This is a genomic window from Mycobacterium sp. E2699 (assembly GCF_001666745.1).
Taxonomy (GTDB): domain Bacteria; phylum Actinomycetota; class Actinomycetes; order Mycobacteriales; family Mycobacteriaceae; genus Mycobacterium.
Genome location: NZ_LZJH01000033.1, coordinates 21,796 through 42,969 on the forward strand (window position 1 = coordinate 21,796; position 21,174 = coordinate 42,969).

The window sequence follows — 21,174 nt, forward strand, 5'->3', positions numbered from 1 at the left end:
CCGATGACGCATCAGGCTCCCCCAGCACCACCGCCCCCGACGACCCCGACGAACCCGGAACCGCCGGCCGCAGCGCCGACCAAGCGGGGCCGACGAGGCATGGTGGTCGGCCTCGGCGCCCTCATGGTCTTCCTCATCGTCTACGGGCTGTCGCTGTTCGGCGTCCACCTGCTCTTCAATGCGGCGCAACCGATCAAGCCGCCGGACCTCAGCGCAACCGACGACACCGTCGTGCTGGTGCGCCTCGAAAAGCTGGACACCGCCGCAAACCGCCTGACGGTGAAGGTTCTTGTCATCCCCCAGGACAAGATGTTCGACAAGCGCCTGGATGTCCTCACGACCGACACCGCGGTGCGCATGGATCCGCCGAACGACCTGGGCGACCTGATCTACCCGGCCGGGAAGTCGCCGGCCCAGGTCGCCACCACGATCGAGGCGCACGGTAATCCCAACAACTGGCCGTTCGACTCTTACAGCACTGACACCCTCTCCGCGGAGGTGCTCGTCGGCCAGGGCGATGCGCGCCAATACATCCCCGCCCGGGTGGAGGTGACCGGGCAGCTGGACGGCTGGGATGTCAGCGTCCGGCGCGTGGGCGAAGCCAGTCAGGAATCGGAGCGCCCCGACAACGTGATCATCACGTTGCACAGGTCAAAGGGCACACTGATCTTCGACGCGGGCATCTGCCTGGTCCTGTTCGCCCTACCCGCACTGGCATTGACGATCGCCATCCTGATGGTGACGGGGAAGCGCAAGTTCCTGCCACCGTTCGTCACGTGGTTCGCCGCGGTGCTCTTCGCCGTGATCCCCATCCGCAACTTCTTACCCGGCTCCCCGCCGGCGGGCGCCTGGGTCGACCAGGCCTTGGTGCTCTGGGTGCTGATCGCGTTGGTGGTGGCGATGATCCTTTTCTTCGTCACCTGGTACCGACAAACGGACTAATACGCTGGAGCGGTGCTCACCGAGTTGGTCGACCTGCCGGGCGGATCGTTCCGCATGGGCTCGACGAGCTTTTATCCCGAGGAGGCACCGATCCATACGGTGACGGTGGCGGCCTTCGCGATGGAGCGCCATCCGGTGACCAACGCGCAGTTCGCCGAATTCGTCACCGACACGGGCTATGTGACCGTCGCCGAGCAGCCGATCGACCCGGCACTCTACCCGGGGGCCGATCCCGACGACCTTTGTCCGGGCGCCATGGTCTTCCGTCCGACGCCCGGCCCGGTGGACCTGCGTGACTGGCGGCAATGGTGGGACTGGGTACCGGGCGCCAACTGGCGAAATCCGTTCGGACCCGGCAGCGATCTCGAGGGCAGGGCCGATCACCCGGTGGTGCAGGTGGCGTACCCCGACGCGGCGGCGTACGCGTGCTGGGCCGGTCGGCGGCTCCCGACCGAGGCCGAGTGGGAGTATGCCGCCCGCGCCGGAACCGCGACGACCTACTCGTGGGGGGACGAGCCGAATCCCGATGGCAGGCTGATGGCCAACACGTGGCAGGGACGATTCCCGTATCGCAACGACGGGGCGCTCGGGTGGGTGGGCACCTCGCCTGTGGGGACCTTCCCGCCCAACGGGTTCGGTCTGCTCGACATGATCGGCAACGTCTGGGAATGGACCACCACCGAGTTCTCCGCACACCACCGGCTCGATCAACCCCCGAAAGCCTGTTGCGCGCCAACGGGTCCGGCGGATCCGTCCGTCAGCCAGACGTTGAAGGGCGGTTCGCATCTCTGCGCGCCGGAGTATTGCAACCGCTACCGTCCGGCCGCGCGGTCGCCGCAGTCACAGGACACGGCGACAACCCACATCGGATTTCGCTGCGTGGCAAATTCCGCGTCGGGTTAGATCGTCGCGCGCCGGCTCGGCCGGTGCCCGCCGCCCCGCACGCCCGACAGCAAAAACGACCGGCGGGTTACCGCCGGATGGACGGCGAGTGACAGGGCCTTCGTCGTCGCGCGACGCTCGCGCGAGTTCGCTAGCATCTGATCAGTGTTGCCCCAGACGAGCCGGATTTCGCCAGTGAGTTTCAGCCCGCCGATTTCGACTGTCCGCGCGGGTCAGCAATGACCGCTGAGGCGCAGACGACGCCGGCTCCGCCACCACCCTCGGACACGCCGCCGACGCCACCGCCGCCGTCGGGCAAACAGTACCGGAAACCCCGAATCGCCATCGGGGTGACCATCCTGCTCGCCGTCGTCGCCGCCTACGCCCTGTCCCTGTTCGGCGTGCACCAGCTGCAGGAAGCAGAGGCCCCGCTTCCCCCACTGGACCTCAGCCAGGGCGGGGGCGATGCGACGATCGTGCAGCTGCGCCTCGAGGAGCTGAAGACCGTCGCGAATCGTCTCACGGTGAATGTGCTTGTCTATCCAGGGATTTCGGCCTACGACAATCGCTTCGACGTACTGGGCACCGACGTTGGCGTGCGACTGTACCCGACGAGCGACCTGGGGGACCTGCACTATCCGAAGGGGAAGGCGCCGGCGCAACTCAGCACCACCATCGAGGCGCACGGCGATCCCGGTAACTGGCCCTTCGACTCCTACCGGACCGAACCGATCTCCGCGGACGCGTTCGTCGGGTCCGGCGACAACATCAAGAAGGTACCCGCTCGCGTCGAGGTCACCGGGGAATTGGACGGTTGGGACGTGAGCGTCCAGCGGCTGCACGATCCCGCCGCGCTCCCGACCCAGCGTGGCAGCGACAACGGGAACGTCGTCATCACGTTCAAGAGAGCCAAGGGCCCGCTGATCTTCGACCTGGGTATCTGCCTGGTCCTCATCAGCCTGCCCACCTTGGCGCTGATGGTCGCCATCCCGATGGCGCTGGGCAGGAGGAAGTTCTTGCCGCCCTTTGCGACGTGGTACGCCGCGAACCTCTTCGCGATCGTCCCGTTGCGCAACATCCTTCCGGGCGCCCCGCCGCCCGGTTCCTGGATAGACCAGGCCATCGTGCAGTGGGTGCTGATCGCCCTCGTGACGGCCATGAGCCTGTACATTTTCGCCTGGGTCCGGCAAGGGGACTGATCGGGCGTTATTTGCGCCGGCTGTCACGGCCATGAGGCTCCGCCACCGGTCGGGGTGCAGGATTTGTGTATGCCCGCGCCATTACCGCCGCTTGCCGCCGAGGACCACGTCTGCGAGACCTGCGCGGTCGCTTACCCGGACACGCGGATCGACGATGCCGTCGCCGTCATCGCGGGCCTGCCCAATGCGATCCGCGAGGCGATCGGCGCGATTGCGCCCGACGCGCGCCGGCTGCGGCCGGCTCCCGGCGTGTGGTCGGTTGCGGAGTACCTCTGCCACGTTCGCGACGTCTACGTCAGCTTCACCATCCGGCTGCACCGCACCCGCATCGAGCAGGAACCCGCCTTCGAGCCGATGTTCAACGACCTGCGGGCCCGCCGCTTCCGGTACAACGACTGCGACATCGACGCCACGCTCGACGAGCTGGCGGCCGGCACCGCCGGGTTCCGCGACGAGGTCAGCCGCACGCAGGACTGGGATCGCATCGGCAGCCGATTGCCGGGCGAGCGCCGCACCGCGCGCTGGCTGGTGCGCCAGGCGATGCACGAAGGCGTCCATCATGTCGCCGACATCCGCAGATTTGGCTCTGAGCTGGTCGTCCCCTAGACTCTAGGGGTTGCCTTGGGCAGACCTCGGCCGGTGCGAATCGGCCCCGCGTGCCCTTCGGTGACAAAAGTGTTTCAAGACCGCGCATGTCAGGGTGGGTTTTGCCTGCCTCCTGCCGTGCACGTGAACCAGGTCAGGAGATCGAGTGATTCAGCAGGAATCGCGGCTGAAGGTCGCCGACAACACCGGCGCCAAGGAGATCTTGTGCATCCGGGTGCTCGGCGGTTCGTCGCGACGATACGCCGGCATCGGTGACGTCATCGTCGCCACCGTCAAGGACGCCATTCCCGGCGGCAACGTCAAGCGCGGCGACGTCGTCAAGGCCGTCGTGGTGCGCACGGTGAAGGAGCGCAGGCGTCCCGACGGCAGCTACATCAAGTTCGACGAGAATGCGGCGGTGATCATCAAGCCCGACAACGACCCGCGCGGCACGCGCATCTTCGGGCCGGTTGGCCGCGAACTGCGCGAGAAGCGATTCATGAAGATCATCTCGCTCGCCCCGGAGGTGTTGTAGATGAAGGTCCACAAAGGCGACACCGTCCTGGTCATCGCGGGCAAGGACAAGGGCGCCAAGGGCAAGGTGCTGCAGGCGTACCCGGAACGCAACCGCGTGCTTGTCGAGGGCGTCAACCGGATCAAGAAGCACACCGCGATTTCGACCAACCAGCGCGGCGCGCGCTCGGGTGGCATCGTCACGCAGGAGGCGCCGATTCACGTCTCCAACGTGATGGTGGTCGACTCGGACGGCCAGCCCACCCGGATCGGTTACCGGGTGGACGAGGAAACCGGCAAGCGCGTCCGCATCTCCAAGCGCAACGGCAAGGACATCTGATGAGCACCGCAGAGAAGACCCAGCCGCGGCTCAAGCAGCGCTACGCCAACGAGATCCGCGATGCGCTGCAGAAGCAGTTCAACTACGGCAACGTCATGCAGATCCCGACCGTGACCAAGGTCGTCGTCAACATGGGCGTCGGCGACGCCGCCCGCGACGCCAAGCTGATCAACGGCGCGGTGAACGACCTGGCGCTGATCACCGGTCAGAAGCCCGAGATCCGCAAGGCGCGCAAGTCCATCGCACAGTTCAAATTGCGCGAGGGCATGCCGATCGGCGCCCGGGTGACGCTGCGCGGGGACCGGATGTGGGAGTTCCTCGACCGGCTCACCTCGATCGCGCTGCCGCGTATCCGGGACTTCCGGGGCCTTTCGCCCAAGCAGTTCGACGGCGTCGGCAACTACACGTTCGGACTGGCCGAGCAGTCGGTGTTCCACGAGATCGACGTGGACAAGATCGACCGGGTCCGCGGCATGGACATCAACGTCGTCACATCGGCGACGACCGACGACGAAGGGCGAGCGCTGTTGCGGGCCCTCGGCTTTCCGTTCAAGGAGAACTGACTAAATGGCGAAGAAGGCACTGGTCAACAAGGCCGCACGCAAACCCAAGTTCGCGGTGCGCGGCTACACCCGCTGCAGCAAGTGCGGCCGTCCGCGCGCGGTGTTCCGCAAGTTCGGGCTCTGCCGGATCTGCCTGCGCGAGATGGCGCATGCGGGCGAGCTGCCCGGCGTGCAGAAGAGCAGTTGGTGACAGGGGACTGACGATATGACGATGACGGACCCGATCGCGGACTTCTTGACGCGTCTGCGCAACGCCAATTCGGCCTACCACGACGAGGTGAGCCTGCCGCACTCCAAGCTCAAGGCGAACATCGCCCAGATCCTCAAGGCCGAGGGCTACATCAACGACTTCCGGACCGAGGACGCTCGGGTCGGCAAGTCGCTGGTGATCCAGCTGAAGTACGGCCCGAGCCGGGAGCGCAGCATCGCCGGCTTGCGCCGGGTGTCGAAGCCCGGTTTGCGGGTGTACGCGAAATCGACCAACCTGCCGCGGGTGCTCGGCGGCCTGGGCGTGGCGATCATCTCCACGTCGTCGGGTCTGCTCACCGACCGTCAGGCGGCCCGACAGGGCGTGGGCGGCGAAGTCCTCGCGTACGTGTGGTGAGGGGCCCGGAGGTAAGGAAAGACAATGTCGCGCATTGGTAAGCAGCCGGTTCCGGTACCCACCGGAGTCGACGTAACGATCGAGGGCCAGAACGTGTCGGTCAAGGGTCCCAAGGGCAGCCTGAATCTGACTGTCGCCGAGCCGATTACGGTGGCCCGGAACGACGACGGCGCCATCGTGGTCACCCGGCCCAACGACGAGCGGCGCAACCGCTCGCTGCACGGGCTGTCGCGGACCCTGGTGTCCAACCTCGTGACCGGTGTGACGGAGGGTTACACCGTCAAGATGGAGATCTTCGGGGTCGGCTACCGCGTGCAGCTCAAGGGCTCCAACCTCGAGTTCGCCCTGGGCTACAGCCACCCCGTGGTGATCGAGGCGCCCGAGGGCATCACGTTCGCGGTCCAGTCGCCGACGAAGTTCACGGTGTCGGGGATCGACAAGCAAAAGGTCGGCCAGATCTCGGCGAACATCCGCCGCCTGCGCCGTCCCGACCCGTACAAGGGCAAGGGCGTGCGCTACGAGGGTGAGCAGATCCGCCGCAAGGTCGGAAAGACGGGTAAGTAGTCATGGCGCAAACGAAGACAGACGCGGCCGCGCGAAAGCCGGTGGGGCAGAACGTATCCGCCACCCGGCGGGTCTCACGGCTGCGCAGGCACGCGCGGCTGCGCAAGAAGATCGCGGGCACTCCGCAGCGTCCGCGGCTGGTGGTGCACCGGTCGGCTCGGCACATTCACGTGCAGGTGGTCAACGACGAGAACGGCACCACGCTGGCGGCCGCTTCGTCGATCGAGGCCGACGTGCGCGGCCTGGATGGCGACAAGAAAGCCCGCAGCATCCGGGTGGGTCAGCTGATCGCCGAGCGCGCCAAGGCCGCCGGCGTCGACTCCGTGGTCTTCGACCGTGGCGGATACACCTACGGCGGACGGATCGCGGCGCTGGCCGATGCCGCGCGCGAGAACGGATTGCAATTCTGATGACAACTGGAAGGACCGCATAATGGCGGAACAGTCAGCCGGCGGCCCCGAGGCCCGCGGCGACAACCGCGACTCGCGCGGTGACAACCGCGACAGCCGCGGCCGGCGCGACGGCGGCCGCGGAGGCCGCGATCGCGACCGCGACGGCGAGAAGAGCAACTACCTGGAACGGGTCGTCGCCATCAACCGCGTCTCCAAGGTGGTCAAGGGTGGTCGGCGATTCAGCTTCACCGCGCTGGTCATCGTCGGTGACGGCGCCGGCATGGTCGGCGTCGGCTACGGCAAGGCCAAGGAGGTCCCAGCCGCGATCGCCAAGGGCGTCGAGGAGGCCCGCAAGGGCTTCTTCCGCGTCCCGCTGATCGGCGGCACCATCACGCACCCGGTGCAGGGTGAGGCCGCCGCGGGCGTGGTGCTGTTGCGACCCGCCAGCCCGGGTACCGGTGTGATCGCCGGCGGCGCGGCGCGCGCGGTGCTGGAATGCGCCGGGGTGCACGACATCCTGGCCAAGTCGTTGGGCAGCGACAACGCGATCAACGTGGTGCACGCCACCGTGGCCGCGCTCAAGCTGCTGCAGCGTCCCGAGGAGGTGGCCGCGCGTCGCGGGCTGCCCATCGAGGACGTTGCCCCGGCCGGGATGTTGAAGGCGCGACGCGAGAGCGACGCGCTCGCCAGCCTGCCCGCGGGTGCGGCGGTCCGGGAGGGGACGGCGTAGCCATGAGTCAGCTCAAGATCACCCAGGTGCGCAGCACCATCGGTGCGCGCTGGAAGCAGCGCGAGAGCCTGCGCACCCTGGGCCTGCGGCGGATTCGCCACTCGGTGATCCGTGAGGACAACCCACAGACCCGCGGCCTGATCGCGGTGGTGAGCCACCTGGTCGAGGTGGAGTCGGCGCCCGAAGGGAAAACACAGTGACCATCAAGCTGCATGATCTGAAGCCCGCGCCCGGGTCGAAGACGGCGCGCACCCGGGTCGGTCGCGGCGAGGGCTCCAAGGGCAAGTCGGCGGGCCGGGGCACCAAGGGCACCAAGGCCCGCAAGAACGTGCCGGCCACCTTCGAGGGCGGCCAGATGCCGATCCACATGCGCCTGCCCAAGCTGAAGGGATTCCGGAACCGGTTCCGCACCGAATACGAGATCGTCAACGTCGGCGACCTCAACCGGCTGTTCCCGCAGGGCGGTGCCGTCGGCGTGGACGAACTGGTGGCCAAGGGTGCGGTTCGCAAGAACGCTCTGGTCAAGGTCCTCGGCGACGGCAAGCTGACCGCCAAGGTCGAGGTGTCCGCGCACAAGTTCAGCGGCAGCGCGCGCGAGAAGATCACCGCCGCGGGCGGCTCGGTCACCGAGCTGTAGTCAGCTCAGCTGCGGAATCACTTCCGCGGCAAGGCGTTCCATCTGCTCGCGGTTCTCCGGGACATCGACGCCGACGGGGTTGAGCAGCAGATATTCGGCCCCGGCGGCGATCACGTCGCGCAGCCCGCGCGCCACGTCGTCAGGTGTGCCCGACACCGGCACGTCCTCGACGCCGGGCATGTCGCCGTAGATGCGGTGCAGCCCGCCCAGCACCCGCTCGCGCGCCCGCACCGGGTCGTCGTCGACCATCAGGTACACGCGTTTGCCAATGGTGAAGTGCGCCGGGTCTTTCCGCTGCGCCTCGAGTTCGCGGCGCACCACGGTGACGGCGCCGGCGAAGGCTTCGGTGGTCGACGAGCCGGCACCCAGGAACGAGTCCCCGTGCCGCACCGCCCGGGCCAGCGCCTTGGGGGCCAGCCCACCGAACCAGATCGGCGGGTGCGGCCGCTGCACCGGCTTGGGTGCGATAGGCACGTCGTCGACATCGCGGAACCGGCCGTGGAACGTCACCCGGGGCTCGTCCGACCAGGCCGCCTTCATCAGCTCCAGGCCCTCGGTGAAATACGAGATGTACGTTGCCTTGTCGACGCCGAATGCGTCGAATCGGCGAAAGCCGCCGCCGGTTCCCACGCCGAGGTCCAGCCGTCCGTGGCTGAGCCGGTCGACGGCCGTCGCGGCCGAGGCGAGCTGGAGCGGGTCGTGCAGCGAGGTCACCAGGACGGCGACCCCCAGCCGCAGGCGCTCCGTGCAGGCGGCGCAATACGCCAGCAGCTCCAGCGGCGCCAGCAGCGGGGCGGCGCCGACGGTCTGCTCGAGCACCCAGCCGCCCTCGAACCCGAGCTCCTCGGCGCGGGCGAGGTAGGAGCGCATGCCGGATGCGTCGAAGCCGTCGTAGTCGAATTGGGGGATGGCGATGGAAAGCCTCACCCGACCACCGTACGGCGGCCGATCGGTACCCTGCACAGTATGTTTGGTTTTCTGCCCTCCATTCCGGGGATCGACGAGGTCCGTGCGCTGGCGGGCCGCGTCGACACCGCCCGCCACCACGGCGTGCCCAATGGCTGCGTGCTCGAGCTGGACCTGCGCTCGATGCCGCCGGAGACGACGGGCTTCGACCCGGTGGCCATCATCACCGGGGGCGGCCGGCCCATGGCGTTGCGCGACGGCGTCGCGGCGATCCATCGCGCCGCCGAGGATCCCCGGGTTGCCGGGCTGATCGCCCGCGTGCAGCTGGGGGCGTCGGCCCCAGCGGCGGTGCAGGAGTTGCGGGCGGCGATCGCGGCTTTCAGCGCTGTCAAGCCGTCACTGGCGTGGGCCGAGACCTACCCCGGCACGCTGTCCTACTATCTGGCCTCGGCGTTCGGTGAGATCTGGATGCAGCCCGCGGGCAGCGTCGGGCTCGTCGGGTTCGCCAGCAACGCGATGTTCCTGCGTGACGCGTTCGACAAGGCGGGGATCGAAGCCCAGATCATCACGCGCGGCGAATACAAGTCGGCGGCAAACCTTTTCACCGAACACGGCTTCACCGAGGCGCACCGCGAGGCCGTCACCCGGATGCTGGAGAGCCTGCAGGACCAGGTGTGGCGGGCGGTCGGCGAATCACGCAAGGTCGAGCCGGCGGCGCTCGACGCGATCGCCGACCGGGGCCCGCTGTTGCGCGACGACGCGGTCGCCGCCGGCCTGGTCGACCGCATCGGGTTCCGCGACGAAGCATACGCCCGGATCGCGGAACGTGTTGACCCCGAGGATATTTCGGATGACAAGGAGCCGCCGAGGCTCTACCTGGCGCGCTACGCCGGTGCGGCCCGGCCGCGACTGAACCCGCCCGTGCCGTCGGTGCCCGGCCGCCGATCCAAGCCGACGTTCGCCGTGGTCACCGTCGACGGGAACATCGTCGGCGGGCGCGGGGGCCCGCAATTCCTGCCGATCGGCACGCCCACCGCGGGCGCCGACACCATCGCGGCCGCACTGCGCGAGGCCGCCGCCGACGATTCGGTGTCCGCGATCGTGCTGCGGGTGAACAGCCCGGGAGGGTCGGTTACCGCGTCCGAAACCATTTGGCGCGAGGTGAAGATGGCACGCGAACGCGGCAAGCCGGTGGTGGCGTCGATGGGTGCGGTCGCCGCGTCCGGCGGCTACTACGTGGCGATGGCCGCCGACGCGATCCTGGCCAATCCGGGCACGATCACCGGCTCGATCGGCGTGATCACCGGGAAGCTGGTGGTTCGTGACCTGAAGGGCCGCCTGGGCGTCGCGTCGGATACGGTGCGCACCAACGCAAATGCCGACGCCTGGTCGGCCGACGCGCCGTTCACGCCGGAGCAGCGGGCGCATCGCGAGGCGGAGGCGGACCTGATGTACACCGACTTCGTCGAACGGGTCGCCGAGGGCCGCAAGCTGAGCACCGAGGCCGTGGAAGTCGTTGCCCGGGGACGGGTCTGGACCGGTGCCGACGCCGCCGAGCGTGGACTGGTCGACGAACTCGGCGGCTTCCGGGAGGCCGTGCGGCGCGCCAAGGCCCTCGCGGGCCTGGACGAGGACGCCGAGGTCCGTCTCGTAGGCTATCCGAGCTCGTCGCTGCTCGACCTGGTGCGACCCCGGGCCTCGTCACAGCCGGCCGCGGCGTCGCTCCCGGATGCGCTGGGCGCACTGCTCGGTCGCTCGATCGCCGGAATCTTGGACAGTGCCGAACAGACACTGAGCGGCGCCAGCGCGCTGTGGCCGGGAAATTCAAGGTTTTGAGTCAGGAAGCCTGCCGCTGATGAAGATGATCTCGCCGAGCGGGTCGTCGTGTTCGGGCGCGGGCACCTCGATGTCGTTGCGCCGGAACAGTTCGGTTCGCGTGATGCCGTCGACGTCCCATCCCTTGGACCGCAGATAGTCGACGACATGGCTGCGCTCTCCGGTGTAGACCAGCGACGCCATGTCGATGTCGACGCCGTGCTCCCGGAACACGCCGGACATGTCCTGCACCCGGCTGGCGTCGAAATCGATGATGCCCGGCACGAATTCGGTGGCGATGGTGCTGCCGGGCGCGCTGAGGTCGGTGATGTTGTCGAACAGCCGGTCCTGCGCCTCCGGCGGCAGGTAGATCAGCAGGCCCTCCGCCAGCCACGCGGTCGGCGCGGTCGCGTCCCACCCGGCCGCCTTCAGCGCGGCCGGCCAGTCGCCGCGCAGGTCGATCGCGATGGTGCGCCGGGTGGCGGTCGGTTCGGCGCCGATGCCGGCCAGCGTGGTCGTCTTGAACTCGATCACCCGGGGCTGGTCGAGCTCGTAGACCACCGTGCCGTCCGGCCACGGCAACCGGAAGGCGCGCGAGTCCAGGCCGGCCGCCAGGATCACCGCCTGGCGCACCCCGGTGCCGGTGGCGTCAAGGAAGTAGTCGTCGAAGTACTTGGTGCGCACGGCCATTCCGTCGCTCATCGCCTGCATGCGCGCGGGCGACGCGTTCTCGATGGCGTCGAGGTCGATTTCGCCGTCCATCAGCTTGGTGAAGAGATCGACGCCGACGGCGCGCACCAGCGGCTCGGCGAACGGGTCGTTGATCAGGCCGCGGGGATCCCTGGTCGCCATGGCGCGGGCGGCCGCGACCATGGTCGCGGTCACGCCCACGCTGGACGCCAGATCCCAGTTGTCGTCGTGAGCGCGTGGCATACGCGCAACCCTACTTGAGGGTCGCGGCGACGTAGCTCAGCTCACCGAACGTGGCCGCCATCTCGTCCTCGGGGAAGTCAAACCCGTTGCGCGCGTACAACTCCCTGGCGGGGTGGGGGGTCACTTCCCAGCCGTGCGTGGTCAGGTAGTCGACGACGACGTTGCGCTCGCCGCGGTAGAACAGGTCGGCCGCGTTGAGGTCGAAACCGAAGCGCTGCCAGCGCTCGGAGATGCGCTGCAGGCGTTCGTCGGAGAACGCGTTCGGGTCGGGCACGTGCTCGGTGGCCAGCCGGCTGCCGGGCGCGCTGAGCGCGGTGATGTTGTCGAACAGCCGGTCCTGCGCCTCGGGCGGCAGGTAGGGCAGCAGCCCCTCGGCGCTCCATGCGGTCGGCAGCGCGACGTCAAAACCGCCTTCGCGCAACGCCGCCGGCCAGTCGTCACGCAGGTCGATGGCGATCGCGCGGCGCTCCGCGGTCGGTTCGGCGCCGATGTTGGCCAGGGTCTCGGTCTTGAACGCGATGACCTGTGGCTGGTCGATCTCGTAGACCACCGTGCCGGCCGGCCACCGCAACCGGTAGGCCCGGGTGTCCAGGCCGGACGCCAGGATCACCGCCTGCCGCACGCCGCCCGCGGTGGCGCCGAGAAAGAAGTCGTCGAAGAACCGGGTACGCACCGTGATCTGCTGCGCCCGCGCTTTGCGGTTGAACAGCGGGTCGTCCTCGAAATCGAGCTCCCCGTCGATGATCCGGATGAAGGGATCCAACCCGACGGCGCGCACCAACGGATCGGCCAGCGGATCGTCGAGCAGCGGGTCGGGGCCCTGCGACGCCACCGCGCGCGATGCCGCGACCATCGTGGCCGTCGCCCCCACGCTGGACGCCGGGCCCCAGCTGTCCCCGTCGGTGCGCCCCTTACTCATGGCTGCCGCTCACGTAGAGCACATCGCCCATCCGCATGTCGTCGTCGGCCAGCGGCGGAAGGCCGTTGGCGGTGAACAGGTCCCGGATGCTGATGCCGTCCATCGCCCAGCCGCGCTCCCTCAGGTAGGGGGCGGCCTCGTTGCGCTCGCCGAAGTAGACCAGCCCCGCCATGTCCAGGTCGAACCCGTGCGCCCGCCAGCGTTCGGAGATGGTCTGCATGCGCTGTTTCATCTTGTCCTCCTCCCCGGGCTCGGGGTTGGGCGCGCTTTCGGTGGCCAACCGGCTGCCCGGCGCGCTGAGTTGGGTGATGGTGTCCAGCAGGCGGTCCTGCGCCTCCGGGGGCAGGTAGCCGAGCAGACCCTCGGCGCTCCACGCGGTCGGGCGGGCCGGGTCGAATCCCGCGGCGCGCAGGGCGGCGGGCCAGTCGTCGCGCAGGTCGACGGCCACCACCCGCCGTTCGGCGGTGGGTGCCGCGCCCAGCTGGGCCAGCGTGCGGGACTTGAACTCGATGACCTGCGGCTGGTCGACCTCGTAGACCACGGTTCCGGTGGGCCAGGCCAGGCGGTACGCCCGGGAGTCCAGGCCGGACGCCAGGATCACGACCTGCGTGATGCCCGCCTGCGTCGCCCCCAGGAAGAACTCGTCGAAGAACTTGGTCCGCACCGCCATGTTGTCGGCCATCCGGGACATCGCGCCGGTGGACGCCCCGGCGCCGTCGTGCACGTCGTTCAGGTCGTCCGGATTCACCTCGCCGGTGGCCAGCCGGGTGAGCAGGTCCACGCCGACGGCCCGGACCAGCGGCTCGGCGAACGGGTCGTCGATCAGCGGACGGTCGGCGCGGGACGCCACGGCACGGGCCGCCGCGACCATGGTCGCGGTCACCCCGACGCTGGACGCCAGGTCCCAGGTGTCGCCCTCATACCTGGTGGAAGTCATGTTTGCCCCTGTTCGGATCTAGTTAATCTAATATTTAGCCGATATAACAAGCTTCTACCACTGTACGCGTGCCGGGTTTCGCGGCAACCTTGACGGATGACGTACGCCGCCGCCGGCAAACGGGTGCTCATCACGGGCGCCTCGTCGGGGCTGGGGGCGGCCCTGGCCAGGCGATTGGCCGAGCGGGGGGCGGTAGTGGGGCTGGTCGCCCGCCGGCGGGATCGGCTGGCCGGGGTGCTGGGCGATTGCCGGCAGGCCTCGCCCGAATCGGCGATGTGGGTGGCCGACCTCGCGGACACCCCGGCACTGGGCGAGCTGGCGGTGCGCGCATGGGAGGGGCTGGGCGGCGTCGACGTGCTGGTCAACAACGCCGCGGTCCCGAAGCGCCGGCCCGTCACCGCCCTGCAGCCCAGCGAGGTGGAGGACGTCATGCGGCTCAACTTCTTCGCGCCGATGCGCCTGACGCTGGCCCTGTTGCCGCGGATGCTCGAGCGGGGCTCCGGCCTGATCGTCAACGTGTCCAGCGTGGGCGGCCGGCTCGGGATCATTCACGAAAGCGCCTACTGCGCGAGCAAGTTCGCGCTGTGCGGGTGGAGCGAGGCGATGGCTGTGGACCTGCACGGCAGCGGTGTCGCGGTGAAGCTGATCGAACCGGGGCCCGTCGACACCGAGATCTGGGACCACCCGGGCAGCGAGGAGCCGCTCTATCAGGGCCCCAAGGTGCCCGCCGACGAGGTGGCCGAGGGGATCATCGAGGCGCTGGGCACCGAGCGGTTCGAGCACTACGTCCCACGACAGATGCCGTTGAAAAATGTAGTCGACGCCAAGAACGCCGACCTCGACGCGTTCATCGCCGGCGCGGCGACGATGGCGCCGCGATGAAGGCCCTCGTCTACGGCGTCCCGCCTGAGCCGTACGAGGCACCCGGTTTGGACGATGGGACAGCCAACACGCTGACCCAGAACCTCGCCCGCACCCCGACCGCGCTGCGCGAGGTGCCGGATCCGGTGCTGCCGCATGACGATTGGGTGCTCACCCGGCCGCGGCTGACCGGCATCTGCGGGTCGGACTCCAAGCAGATCCTGATGGATTTCGGCGAGGCCGACGCCGACAATGCGATGTCAGCCTTCTGCTCCTTCCCGCAAGTCATGGGACACGAGGTGGTCGCCGACGTGGTCGCGACGGGCCCCAAGGCCCGCGGGATCCAGATCGGCCAGCGGGTCGTGCTGAACCCGTGGCTGTCGTGCGGGCCGCGCGGCATCTCACCGCCCTGTCCCGCCTGCGAAAGCGGCGACTACAGCCTGTGCTGGAGCTTCGCCGACGGCGACATCAAGCCCGGCATCCACACCGGGGTCTCGGCCGACGTGACGGGCGGCTACGCCGAGCTGATGCCGGCCCACGACAGCATGCTGTTCGCCGTCCCGGATTCGGTGCCCGACGAGCTGGCGGTGTTCGCCGACCCGTTTTCGGTGTCCCTGCACGCGATCACGCGTCACCCGCCGCCGCCCTCGGGCCGGGTGCTGGTGTACGGGGCCGGTTCGCTGGGGTTGTGCGCGGTCGCGATCCTGCGGGCGCTGTATCCCGAGGTGGCCGTCGCGGTGGTCGCGCGGTTCGCGGCGCAGCACGAGCTGGCCCGCGGATTCGGGGCCGAATTGGTGCTGGAGCACGAACCGCGGCTGGCCGTCATCGAGCGACTGGCCGCGTGGGGCGGCGGCCGGCTGCGGCAGCCGCTGCTGGGCCTGCCGATGGCCTACCCGGGGGCGGTCGACGTCGTGTACGACACCGTCGGCAAGCCGGAGACCTTCGAGGTCGGCGTCCGGGTCCTGCGCGCCCGCGGGACGCTGGTCAAGGCGGGCGTGCACGCGCCCGGCCGCTGGGAGTGGAGTCCCTTGTATTTCAAGGAGATCGCGCTCGTGGGCTCGAACGCGTTCGGGGTCGAGGACGTCGAGGGCCGGCGCCGGCACGCCATCGCCCACTACCTGGAGCTGGCCGCCGCCGACCGGATTGACCTGCGCCCCATGCTGACCCACACGTTTGCACTCGAGCAGTGGCGCGACGCCTTCCTGGCCATCGCCAACCAGGCCGACAGCGGCGCCGTCAAGGTCGCGTTCGACCAGCGCTAGGCCGATCGATGTCGACTTGCTGGGCGTGGTTCATTCAACATCTCGTCGCTCAGCGGGCTGGTTCCCCAGCCGGGCAATGCCCCCTACTGCACGAGCAAGCATGGCATCGTAGGGCTTTCGCTTTCGCTGCGGGCCGAGGGAGCGGACCTCGGCGTAAAAGTCACCGCGGCCTGCCCCCGGCGACATGAAGACGAAGATCTACGACAACATGGTCGTGGTCAACATGCCGCGCGAGCGGGTGGCGACGTTGAGCCGGCGCACCCACTATCTGACGCCTCAGATGAGCGCAGAGGCCGCGGCCCGCGCGATACTGCGCGGCGTGGACCGGAACCGGCCGCTGATTGTGTTTCCCGCCGCAGTTCAGGTCATTTGGCACTTTTACCGCCGGTTTCCGGGCCTGTTCTACCGGATCAATCTCCATCGCATGCGACTGTTTCGCGGCCTTCGAGCTGCCCCTGATCGATCACGGGCGGGTGGCGCGATAGTAGTTCAATCTCCCGAGAACGCGGTGTCGCGTCGATGCGACCTCGGTGCAGTCGAATCCCGCCGCCGTCAGCAGTCGGGGGATCGCGTCGCCGAGGTTGCCGGCCGCGTGGGGGTTGCGCCGGATCAGCCGCGCCGTCGGGCCGTGGTCGGCGGCCGCCTCGCCGCCGATGTCGACGAGGTGCAGCCGCCCGCCGGGCCGCAGGACCCGGAAGATCTCCGCCGCCGCAGCGGTTTTCGCATCGCCATTGATGTGGTGCAGCATCATCGACGACAGCACCCGGTCGAATTCGCCGTCGGCGTAGGGCAGCCGCTCGGCGTAGCCCTGTTCGAAACGAATGTCGTTCGACTTGCGCCGCGCCCGGTCGAGTGCCCGGGGGTCGGGGTCGGATCCCGTGACGTCGGCGCCGGGGTGGGCGCGCTTGACTCGGGTGGTGAGATTGCCGGTGCCGCAGCCGATTTCCAGGACGCGCTGGCCATCGGCGATCTCGGCCTGCGCGATGAGGGCGGCATAGACCTTCCGCATTCCCAGCAGCCGGGCGAACAGGTCGTAGCAGGGCAGCAGCGCGTCGTGCCCCGCGGCGGGCAGGTAGTCATGTGGATGATGTTTTGTCACGCCTCCATGGTGAACCGCTGGGGCGGCATATAATTAGGTGATTATCGGTAAAAGTAGGACTATCTTTGGTGCAATGAGTGTGGCAACCCGGTTGGCCAGCCATCGCGGCGGTGTGCCCGTCTACCAGTACCGGAGCGACCCGGACACTCCGACGGTGTCGGTGCAGTGGGCGGATCGCCAGGACGTGCTCGCGCATGGCCGCCACATTCACGACTTCCCGGCCTTGTGGTACATCCCCGCCGCCGGTCATGTGTATGTGGTGGCGCCGGGCGAGGTCATCGACCCCGCCGGCGTGAGCGATATCGCCGGCGGGGTGGGGGTCTTCTTCGATCCCGCCGCGCTGGGCGAGGACGGCCGATCGCCGTGGCCGGCGTGGCGGGCGCATCCGCTGCTGTTCCCGTTTTTGCACGGGCGGTCCGGCGGGCTGCTGCGCCTGGAAGTGCCCGCGGAGCGGCGGTCGGCGTGGGAGGGCGCGATCGCGTCGATCGACACCGAACTGACGGGGCGCCAAGACGGCTACCAGCAGGCGGTGCTGGCGCATCTCACGCTGCTGCTGATCGACCTCGCGCGGCTGGCCGTCGACGTGGTCGGCGACCTGCGGCGCAGCGGCGAACCGCTGCTGGCCGAGGTATTCGAGGTGATCGACCGGCGGCACGCCGAACCGTTGTCGCTGCGCGACGTGGCCGGCGAACTCGGCATCACGCCCGGGCACCTGACCACCGTGGTGCGGCGCCGCACCGGGCGCACCGTGCAGGAGTGGATCATCGAACGCCGCATGGCCGAGGCCCGGACGTTGCTGGCCGAGACGGATCTTCCGGTCGCGGAGGTCGCCGGGCGTGTGGGGATCGGCGACCCGGGCTATTTCAGCCGGCTGTTCGGCCGCACGCATGGCACCTCGCCCCGCGCGTGGCGCGGTTCAAACCGCTAGTGCCCCTTGGGATCCGGCGACGGGCAGGTCGATCGGGGTGATGACACCCGGCGGCGCCTCGCACAGGAACGGGATGGCGTTGACCGCCGCGATGGCCGTGCTGTCCATCAACACGGTCATCACGTCCTCTCCGGGGTTGCCGAACCGGATCGTTGCGTCGACGCGTGGGTCGCCCTCGATCACCACGCTGAAACCCTTGGGGTCGGTCCATGTCGGGTCGAGCGCGTCGTCGCTCATGGTCCAGCAGATGGCCAGCTCGATCAACGGCCGCCCGCCGCGATAGCCGCGATAGGTGCGGCGCTGGCCCCCGGCGGTGCCTGCGGCGTAGTGCACCCAGCCCAGATTCAGATCCCGGGTCAACACCGCGGGCTCGACGAATGCCTCCTTGGTGTCGAGCTCGGTGCCCAGCATGGTGGCGATCATGTCCAGCGTCTCGAAGTAGCCGAGGCCGTATCGCTGCGTCGCGGGGTCGAGGTGGGTCACCCGCTCACGGGGCGGCTTCCCGAATCCGAGCACCTTCCACACGTCCTGGACGGGATAGGTGGTGCAGTCCAGCGTTTCGACGAGCTTGACGCTGCGGACTCTTCGGCAGGCGCCGGTGAGGAAGCCGGCGACGACGTTGATGAAGCCCGGTTCGAACCCCGTCCCCAGGAAGGTCGCACCGCCCTGCCGGGCCGCCTCCTGCAGCGCCGGGAGCTCGGCCGGGTGATGGGTACCGGTCACGAAATCTCCGGTGGTGACGACGTTGATGCCGCAGCGCAGCATCCTGATCACCAGGTCGTAGTCGATGGCGCGGGGCATGTAGTTGACACAGTCCGGCTCGAGCGCGATCAACGCGTCGACATCGCCAGTTGCCACAACGCCGACCGGGGCCTGGCCCGCGAGCTCGCCGGCGTCACGGCCCACCTTGTCCGCACCGAAGGCGTGGACGCCCACGACGTCGAAGTCGTCGCGCTCCAGCAGGGCGCCGAGCGCCCGTGTGCCGATGTTGCCGGTCGACCACTGGACCACTCGGTACGTCATGGTCACACCGTATCGATGTCCAGCCAGTCGTCGACCTCGAACCGCTCGTCGACGGCGCGGATCGTCGCGCCGCCCCGGCCGGGGTAGTGGGCGGGGATCACGGCGGCCTTCGCCCGGGCGGCCTCGGTGAAGATCCGGCGGCGGGTCACGGCGGCGGCGGTGGCGTCCACGTCGAACGCGCAGGCGTCGCCGGGCCGGCGCAGCTGCAGGGGGCTGTGGGTGAGGTCGCCGACGAAGACCGCCGGCTGACCGGCGTCCAGCCACAGCACCGAGGAGCCCGGGGTGTGCCCGGGGGCGGCCCGCAGCCGCAGCGACGGACTGATCTGGAAATCCTCGGACCATCCGACGAGCTGGCCGGCCTCATCGATCGGTAGCACGCTGTCGGCGAACACGAGCCGGTCACCGGGCTGCCCGCCGGCGGGCCCGTCGGGTGAGAAGTGGCGGTAGTCGGCGGCCGGCACCAGGTAGCGCGCGTTGGGGAACGTCGGGACCCAGCTGTCCCGGGAGTCCTTGTCCGCCATGGTGTTCCATCCGACGTGGTCGGAGTGGATGTGGGTGTTGACCACGACGTCCACCGCGTGGCGGTCGATGCCCGCCGACCGCAGGGCCGCCAGGAAATCGGTGCTGAGGTGGTCCAGGGGCGGCATGTGCGGGCGCTCGCGGTCGTTGCCCACGCCCGTGTCCACGACGACGGTCAGCCCGTCGACCTCGATGACCCAGCTCTGGATCGCGATGTGCCACTGAGCGGCGCCGGGGTCGAAGAAGTCCGGCACCAGCAGGTCGGCGTTGTCGCGCCACCCCGATGGCGGCGTGTGCGGGAACGAGCTTGTCGGCAGGTCGAACTGGAGCTCCAGCACCCGCGCCACGGTCGCGCGGCCGAACCGGACCCGGCGCATCAGGCGTTGGCGCGCAGATAGGTGTAGACGCCGGCGAAGTTGCGGTTCACGTCCTCGGGAATGGGCACCGGTCCACCGAGAGCCCTTGCTCCCCAGACGATTTGGGCGGTCCGCTCGACCAGTGCGGTGATGTGCAGCACCTTGTCCGGCCGTGGCCCCACCGCCACCAGCCCGTGGTTGGCGATCAGCGCGGCGCCCCGGCCCTCCAGCGCCGTGACCGCGTTGGCGCCGACATCGGGCGTCCCGGAGGCCGCGTACTCGGTGCACCGGACCTCCCCGCCGCAGTAGACGGCGAACTCGTCGATGCAGGCCGGAATGGCTTGGTGCGCAATGGCGAACATGGTGGCCCACACCGGATGGCTGTGGATCACGCTGCCGACGTCGTCGAACGCCCGGTAGCACGCCAGGTGCAGCTGCATCTCCGACGACGGGAACCGGCCGTCGGCGGCGTGCAGCACCGCACCCTGCGGGTCGATCAGCACCAGGTCGTCGAGTTGCATGTCGCGGTAATCGACCGACGACGGCGTGATCACGATGTTGCCGTCGGAGCGGCGTGCCGAGATGTTGCCGGCGGTTCCCTCGACCAGGCCCCGGCGCAGCATGTCCTTGGCCGCGTCCAGCACCGCCGTTTCGGGGTTGTCAACGTGTTTCACGGCGGAGCACCTCCGGGTTGACGATGTGGGCGGGCGAGCCGCCGGCCAGCAGCGCTTCCAGGTCGTCGGCCACCATCTGCGCCTGCCGGGCCTCAGTGTTCCACGTGGCGCCCCCGATGTGGGGCGTGAGCACGACATTGGGCATGCCGACCAGCGGGTGATCGGTCGGCAGCCACTCGCCTACGAAGTGGTCCAGGCCGGCGGCGGCCACCTTGCCGGCCCGCAGCGCGTCGACGAGCGCGTCGGTGTCGTGCAGCTGGGCCCGGGCGGTGTTGAGGAACACCACGCCGTCGCGCATCGCCGCGAACTGCGCCGCGCCGATCATGCCGGCGGTGTCGTCGGTGACCGGCGCGTGCAGGGACACCACGTCGGCCTCGGCCAGGAGTTCGTCGAGGCCGTGGCGGGCCTCGTCGTTGTACGGGTCGTGGGCGATCACCCGCATGCCCAGCCCTTCCAGTCGCCAGCGGGTGGCGCGGCCGACGGCCCCCAGGCCCACCAGCCCGGCGGTGCGCCCGGCGATCTCCCAGCCGCGGAACCGCTGATACGGGATGCTGCCGTCGCGAAAGGTGTTGCCGCTCCGCACATCCGCGTCCGCGGTCAGCAGCTGACGGGTGGCGGCCAGCAGCAGCGCCACTGCCAGCTCGGCGACCGCGTCGGCGTTGCGGCCGGGGGTGTTCAGCACCGGGACGCCCGCGGCGGTGGCCCCGTCGATGTCGACGTTGTTCGGGTCGCCGCGGGTGGACGCCACGGCGATCAGGGCGCGTGGCCCCGGGTCGAACACCGGGCCGCGCACCGAGTCGCTTTCCACCACAACGACATCGGCGCGCTCTGCCGCGATCCGCTCGGCCAGCTGCTCGGCGCTGTAGATCCGCAGCGGGGTCTGCTCGATCCAGGGGTCGTACACCACGTCGGCCAGTTGCCGGAGCTTGTCGAACCCCGGCCCGCGCAGGGGCGCCGTCACCAGGGCGCGCGGTCTTGGCGTCACGAACGT

Annotated in this window: 28 protein-coding genes; 19 read left to right on the forward strand and 9 right to left on the reverse strand. The window is 69.2% G+C overall.

From position 1 onward, the window contains the following. The first annotated feature begins 3 nt into the window (after positions 1–3). From A5696_RS03270 to rplO, 14 genes are all read left to right on the forward strand, one after another. Positions 4–942: a DUF4436 domain-containing protein gene (locus tag A5696_RS03270; RefSeq protein WP_067873363.1), complete on the forward strand. Its 939-nt coding sequence runs from the start codon at positions 4–6 to the stop codon at positions 940–942. A gap of 12 nt (positions 943–954) precedes the next feature. Beyond that, the gene (locus A5696_RS03275; protein ID WP_067873366.1) at positions 955–1,845 is read left to right on the forward strand and encodes a formylglycine-generating enzyme family protein; all 891 of its coding nucleotides are present in this window, start codon (positions 955–957) and stop codon (positions 1,843–1,845) included. A 218-nt stretch (positions 1,846–2,063) separates the two neighbouring features. Next, the gene (locus tag A5696_RS03280; RefSeq protein ID WP_067873369.1) at positions 2,064–3,023 is read left to right on the forward strand and encodes a DUF4436 domain-containing protein; all 960 of its coding nucleotides are present in this window, start codon (positions 2,064–2,066) and stop codon (positions 3,021–3,023) included. Between the two features lie 69 nt (positions 3,024–3,092). After that, positions 3,093–3,629 carry a DinB family protein gene (locus A5696_RS03285; protein WP_067873372.1) on the forward strand — a complete coding sequence of 179 codons (537 nt, stop codon included), beginning with the start codon at positions 3,093–3,095 and terminating at the stop codon, positions 3,627–3,629. 145 nt (positions 3,630–3,774) lie between these two features. Continuing rightward, complete coding sequence (gene rplN, locus A5696_RS03290; protein WP_003403649.1) at positions 3,775–4,143, forward strand: 50S ribosomal protein L14; 369 nt, start codon at positions 3,775–3,777, stop codon at positions 4,141–4,143. Beyond that, positions 4,144–4,461, forward strand: a complete 318-nt coding sequence (gene rplX, locus A5696_RS03295; RefSeq protein WP_067873374.1) for a 50S ribosomal protein L24 — start codon at positions 4,144–4,146, stop codon at positions 4,459–4,461. Further along, the gene (rplE, locus tag A5696_RS03300; RefSeq protein ID WP_067873377.1) at positions 4,461–5,024 is read left to right on the forward strand and encodes a 50S ribosomal protein L5; all 564 of its coding nucleotides are present in this window, start codon (positions 4,461–4,463) and stop codon (positions 5,022–5,024) included. The genes rplX and rplE overlap by 1 nt, the downstream gene beginning before the upstream one ends. A gap of 4 nt (positions 5,025–5,028) precedes the next feature. Further along, a complete protein-coding gene (locus tag A5696_RS03305) occupies positions 5,029–5,214 on the forward strand; it encodes a type Z 30S ribosomal protein S14 (protein ID WP_011739072.1) in 186 nt (61 codons plus the stop codon). Positions 5,215–5,229: 15 nt separating this feature from the next. Next, positions 5,230–5,628: a 30S ribosomal protein S8 gene (rpsH, locus tag A5696_RS03310; protein ID WP_066907410.1), complete on the forward strand. Its 399-nt coding sequence runs from the start codon at positions 5,230–5,232 to the stop codon at positions 5,626–5,628. 24 nt (positions 5,629–5,652) lie between these two features. Then, on the forward strand, positions 5,653–6,192 hold the full coding sequence (rplF, locus tag A5696_RS03315; RefSeq protein WP_066907413.1) for a 50S ribosomal protein L6: 540 nt from the start codon (positions 5,653–5,655) through the stop codon (positions 6,190–6,192). Between the two features lie 41 nt (positions 6,193–6,233). Continuing rightward, entirely contained in the window at positions 6,234–6,602 is a 369-nt protein-coding gene (gene rplR, locus A5696_RS03320; RefSeq protein ID WP_197516881.1) for a 50S ribosomal protein L18, read from the forward strand. Positions 6,603–6,624: 22 nt separating this feature from the next. Further along, positions 6,625–7,314 (forward strand): 30S ribosomal protein S5, encoded by a 690-nt coding sequence (rpsE, locus tag A5696_RS03325; RefSeq protein ID WP_067873383.1) that lies wholly within the window; start codon positions 6,625–6,627, stop codon positions 7,312–7,314. A gap of 2 nt (positions 7,315–7,316) precedes the next feature. Beyond that, a complete protein-coding gene (gene rpmD / locus A5696_RS03330) occupies positions 7,317–7,514 on the forward strand; it encodes a 50S ribosomal protein L30 (RefSeq protein ID WP_067873386.1) in 198 nt (65 codons plus the stop codon). Beyond that, a complete protein-coding gene (gene rplO, locus A5696_RS03335; RefSeq protein WP_067873388.1) occupies positions 7,511–7,951 on the forward strand; it encodes a 50S ribosomal protein L15 in 441 nt (146 codons plus the stop codon). The genes rpmD and rplO overlap by 4 nt, the downstream gene beginning before the upstream one ends. On the opposite strand, the gene A5696_RS03340 is transcribed toward rplO, so the two are convergent. Continuing rightward, positions 7,952–8,878 (reverse strand): LLM class flavin-dependent oxidoreductase, encoded by a 927-nt coding sequence (locus A5696_RS03340; RefSeq protein WP_067873391.1) that lies wholly within the window; start codon positions 8,876–8,878, stop codon positions 7,952–7,954. A gap of 39 nt (positions 8,879–8,917) precedes the next feature. Between A5696_RS03340 and sppA the strand changes: the two genes are divergently transcribed. Beyond that, positions 8,918–10,693: a signal peptide peptidase SppA gene (gene sppA / locus A5696_RS03345; protein WP_067873393.1), complete on the forward strand. Its 1,776-nt coding sequence runs from the start codon at positions 8,918–8,920 to the stop codon at positions 10,691–10,693. Here the strand turns inward: sppA and A5696_RS03350 are convergent. The 3 genes from A5696_RS03350 to A5696_RS03360 are packed head-to-tail and all read right to left on the reverse strand — an operon-like array spanning position 10,682 to position 13,461. Continuing rightward, positions 10,682–11,605 carry a class I SAM-dependent methyltransferase gene (locus A5696_RS03350; protein ID WP_067873397.1) on the reverse strand — a complete coding sequence of 308 codons (924 nt, stop codon included), beginning with the start codon at positions 11,603–11,605 and terminating at the stop codon, positions 10,682–10,684. The genes sppA and A5696_RS03350 overlap by 12 nt on opposite strands. Positions 11,606–11,615: 10 nt before the next feature. Then, positions 11,616–12,524, reverse strand: a complete 909-nt coding sequence (locus tag A5696_RS03355) for a class I SAM-dependent methyltransferase (RefSeq protein ID WP_067873400.1) — start codon at positions 12,522–12,524, stop codon at positions 11,616–11,618. Beyond that, on the reverse strand, positions 12,517–13,461 hold the full coding sequence (locus A5696_RS03360; protein ID WP_067873403.1) for a class I SAM-dependent methyltransferase: 945 nt from the start codon (positions 13,459–13,461) through the stop codon (positions 12,517–12,519). Before A5696_RS03360 ends, A5696_RS03355 begins: the two co-directional genes overlap by 8 nt. Positions 13,462–13,557: 96 nt before the next feature. Between A5696_RS03360 and A5696_RS03365 the strand changes: the two genes are divergently transcribed. From A5696_RS03365 to A5696_RS29060, 3 genes are read left to right on the forward strand one after another with little or no spacing between them, the layout of a single operon-like run. After that, a complete protein-coding gene (locus A5696_RS03365; protein ID WP_067873406.1) occupies positions 13,558–14,343 on the forward strand; it encodes an SDR family oxidoreductase in 786 nt (261 codons plus the stop codon). Beyond that, positions 14,340–15,584 carry a zinc-binding dehydrogenase gene (locus tag A5696_RS03370; RefSeq protein WP_067873410.1) on the forward strand — a complete coding sequence of 415 codons (1,245 nt, stop codon included), beginning with the start codon at positions 14,340–14,342 and terminating at the stop codon, positions 15,582–15,584. The genes A5696_RS03365 and A5696_RS03370 overlap by 4 nt, the downstream gene beginning before the upstream one ends. Before the next feature lie 39 nt (positions 15,585–15,623). Further along, positions 15,624–16,043 (forward strand): SDR family NAD(P)-dependent oxidoreductase, encoded by a 420-nt coding sequence (locus A5696_RS29060; RefSeq protein WP_156738237.1) that lies wholly within the window; start codon positions 15,624–15,626, stop codon positions 16,041–16,043. 4 nt (positions 16,044–16,047) lie between these two features. Here the strand turns inward: A5696_RS29060 and A5696_RS03375 are convergent, their stop codons facing one another. Then, positions 16,048–16,683 carry a class I SAM-dependent methyltransferase gene (locus A5696_RS03375; RefSeq protein ID WP_067873413.1) on the reverse strand — a complete coding sequence of 212 codons (636 nt, stop codon included), beginning with the start codon at positions 16,681–16,683 and terminating at the stop codon, positions 16,048–16,050. Between the two features lie 73 nt (positions 16,684–16,756). Between A5696_RS03375 and A5696_RS03380 the strand changes: the two genes are divergently transcribed. Next, positions 16,757–17,611, forward strand: a complete 855-nt coding sequence (locus A5696_RS03380) for an AraC family transcriptional regulator (RefSeq protein ID WP_067873417.1) — start codon at positions 16,757–16,759, stop codon at positions 17,609–17,611. Here A5696_RS03380 and A5696_RS03385 read toward each other — a convergent pair. The 4 genes from A5696_RS03385 to A5696_RS03400 are packed head-to-tail and all read right to left on the reverse strand — an operon-like array spanning position 17,600 to position 21,168. Continuing rightward, entirely contained in the window at positions 17,600–18,634 is a 1,035-nt protein-coding gene (locus tag A5696_RS03385) for a dihydrodipicolinate reductase (protein WP_067873419.1), read from the reverse strand. The two genes, A5696_RS03380 and A5696_RS03385, sit on opposite strands and share 12 nt — an antisense overlap. Before the next feature lie 2 nt (positions 18,635–18,636). Continuing rightward, entirely contained in the window at positions 18,637–19,530 is an 894-nt protein-coding gene (locus tag A5696_RS03390) for an MBL fold metallo-hydrolase (RefSeq protein ID WP_067873422.1), read from the reverse strand. Continuing rightward, the gene (locus tag A5696_RS03395) at positions 19,530–20,183 is read right to left on the reverse strand and encodes an L-fuculose-phosphate aldolase (RefSeq protein ID WP_067873426.1); all 654 of its coding nucleotides are present in this window, start codon (positions 20,181–20,183) and stop codon (positions 19,530–19,532) included. Before A5696_RS03395 ends, A5696_RS03390 begins: the two co-directional genes overlap by 1 nt. After that, positions 20,170–21,168 (reverse strand): NAD(P)-dependent oxidoreductase, encoded by a 999-nt coding sequence (locus A5696_RS03400; RefSeq protein ID WP_067873429.1) that lies wholly within the window; start codon positions 21,166–21,168, stop codon positions 20,170–20,172. The genes A5696_RS03395 and A5696_RS03400 overlap by 14 nt, the downstream gene beginning before the upstream one ends. Between the last annotated feature and the right edge of the window lie 6 nt (positions 21,169–21,174).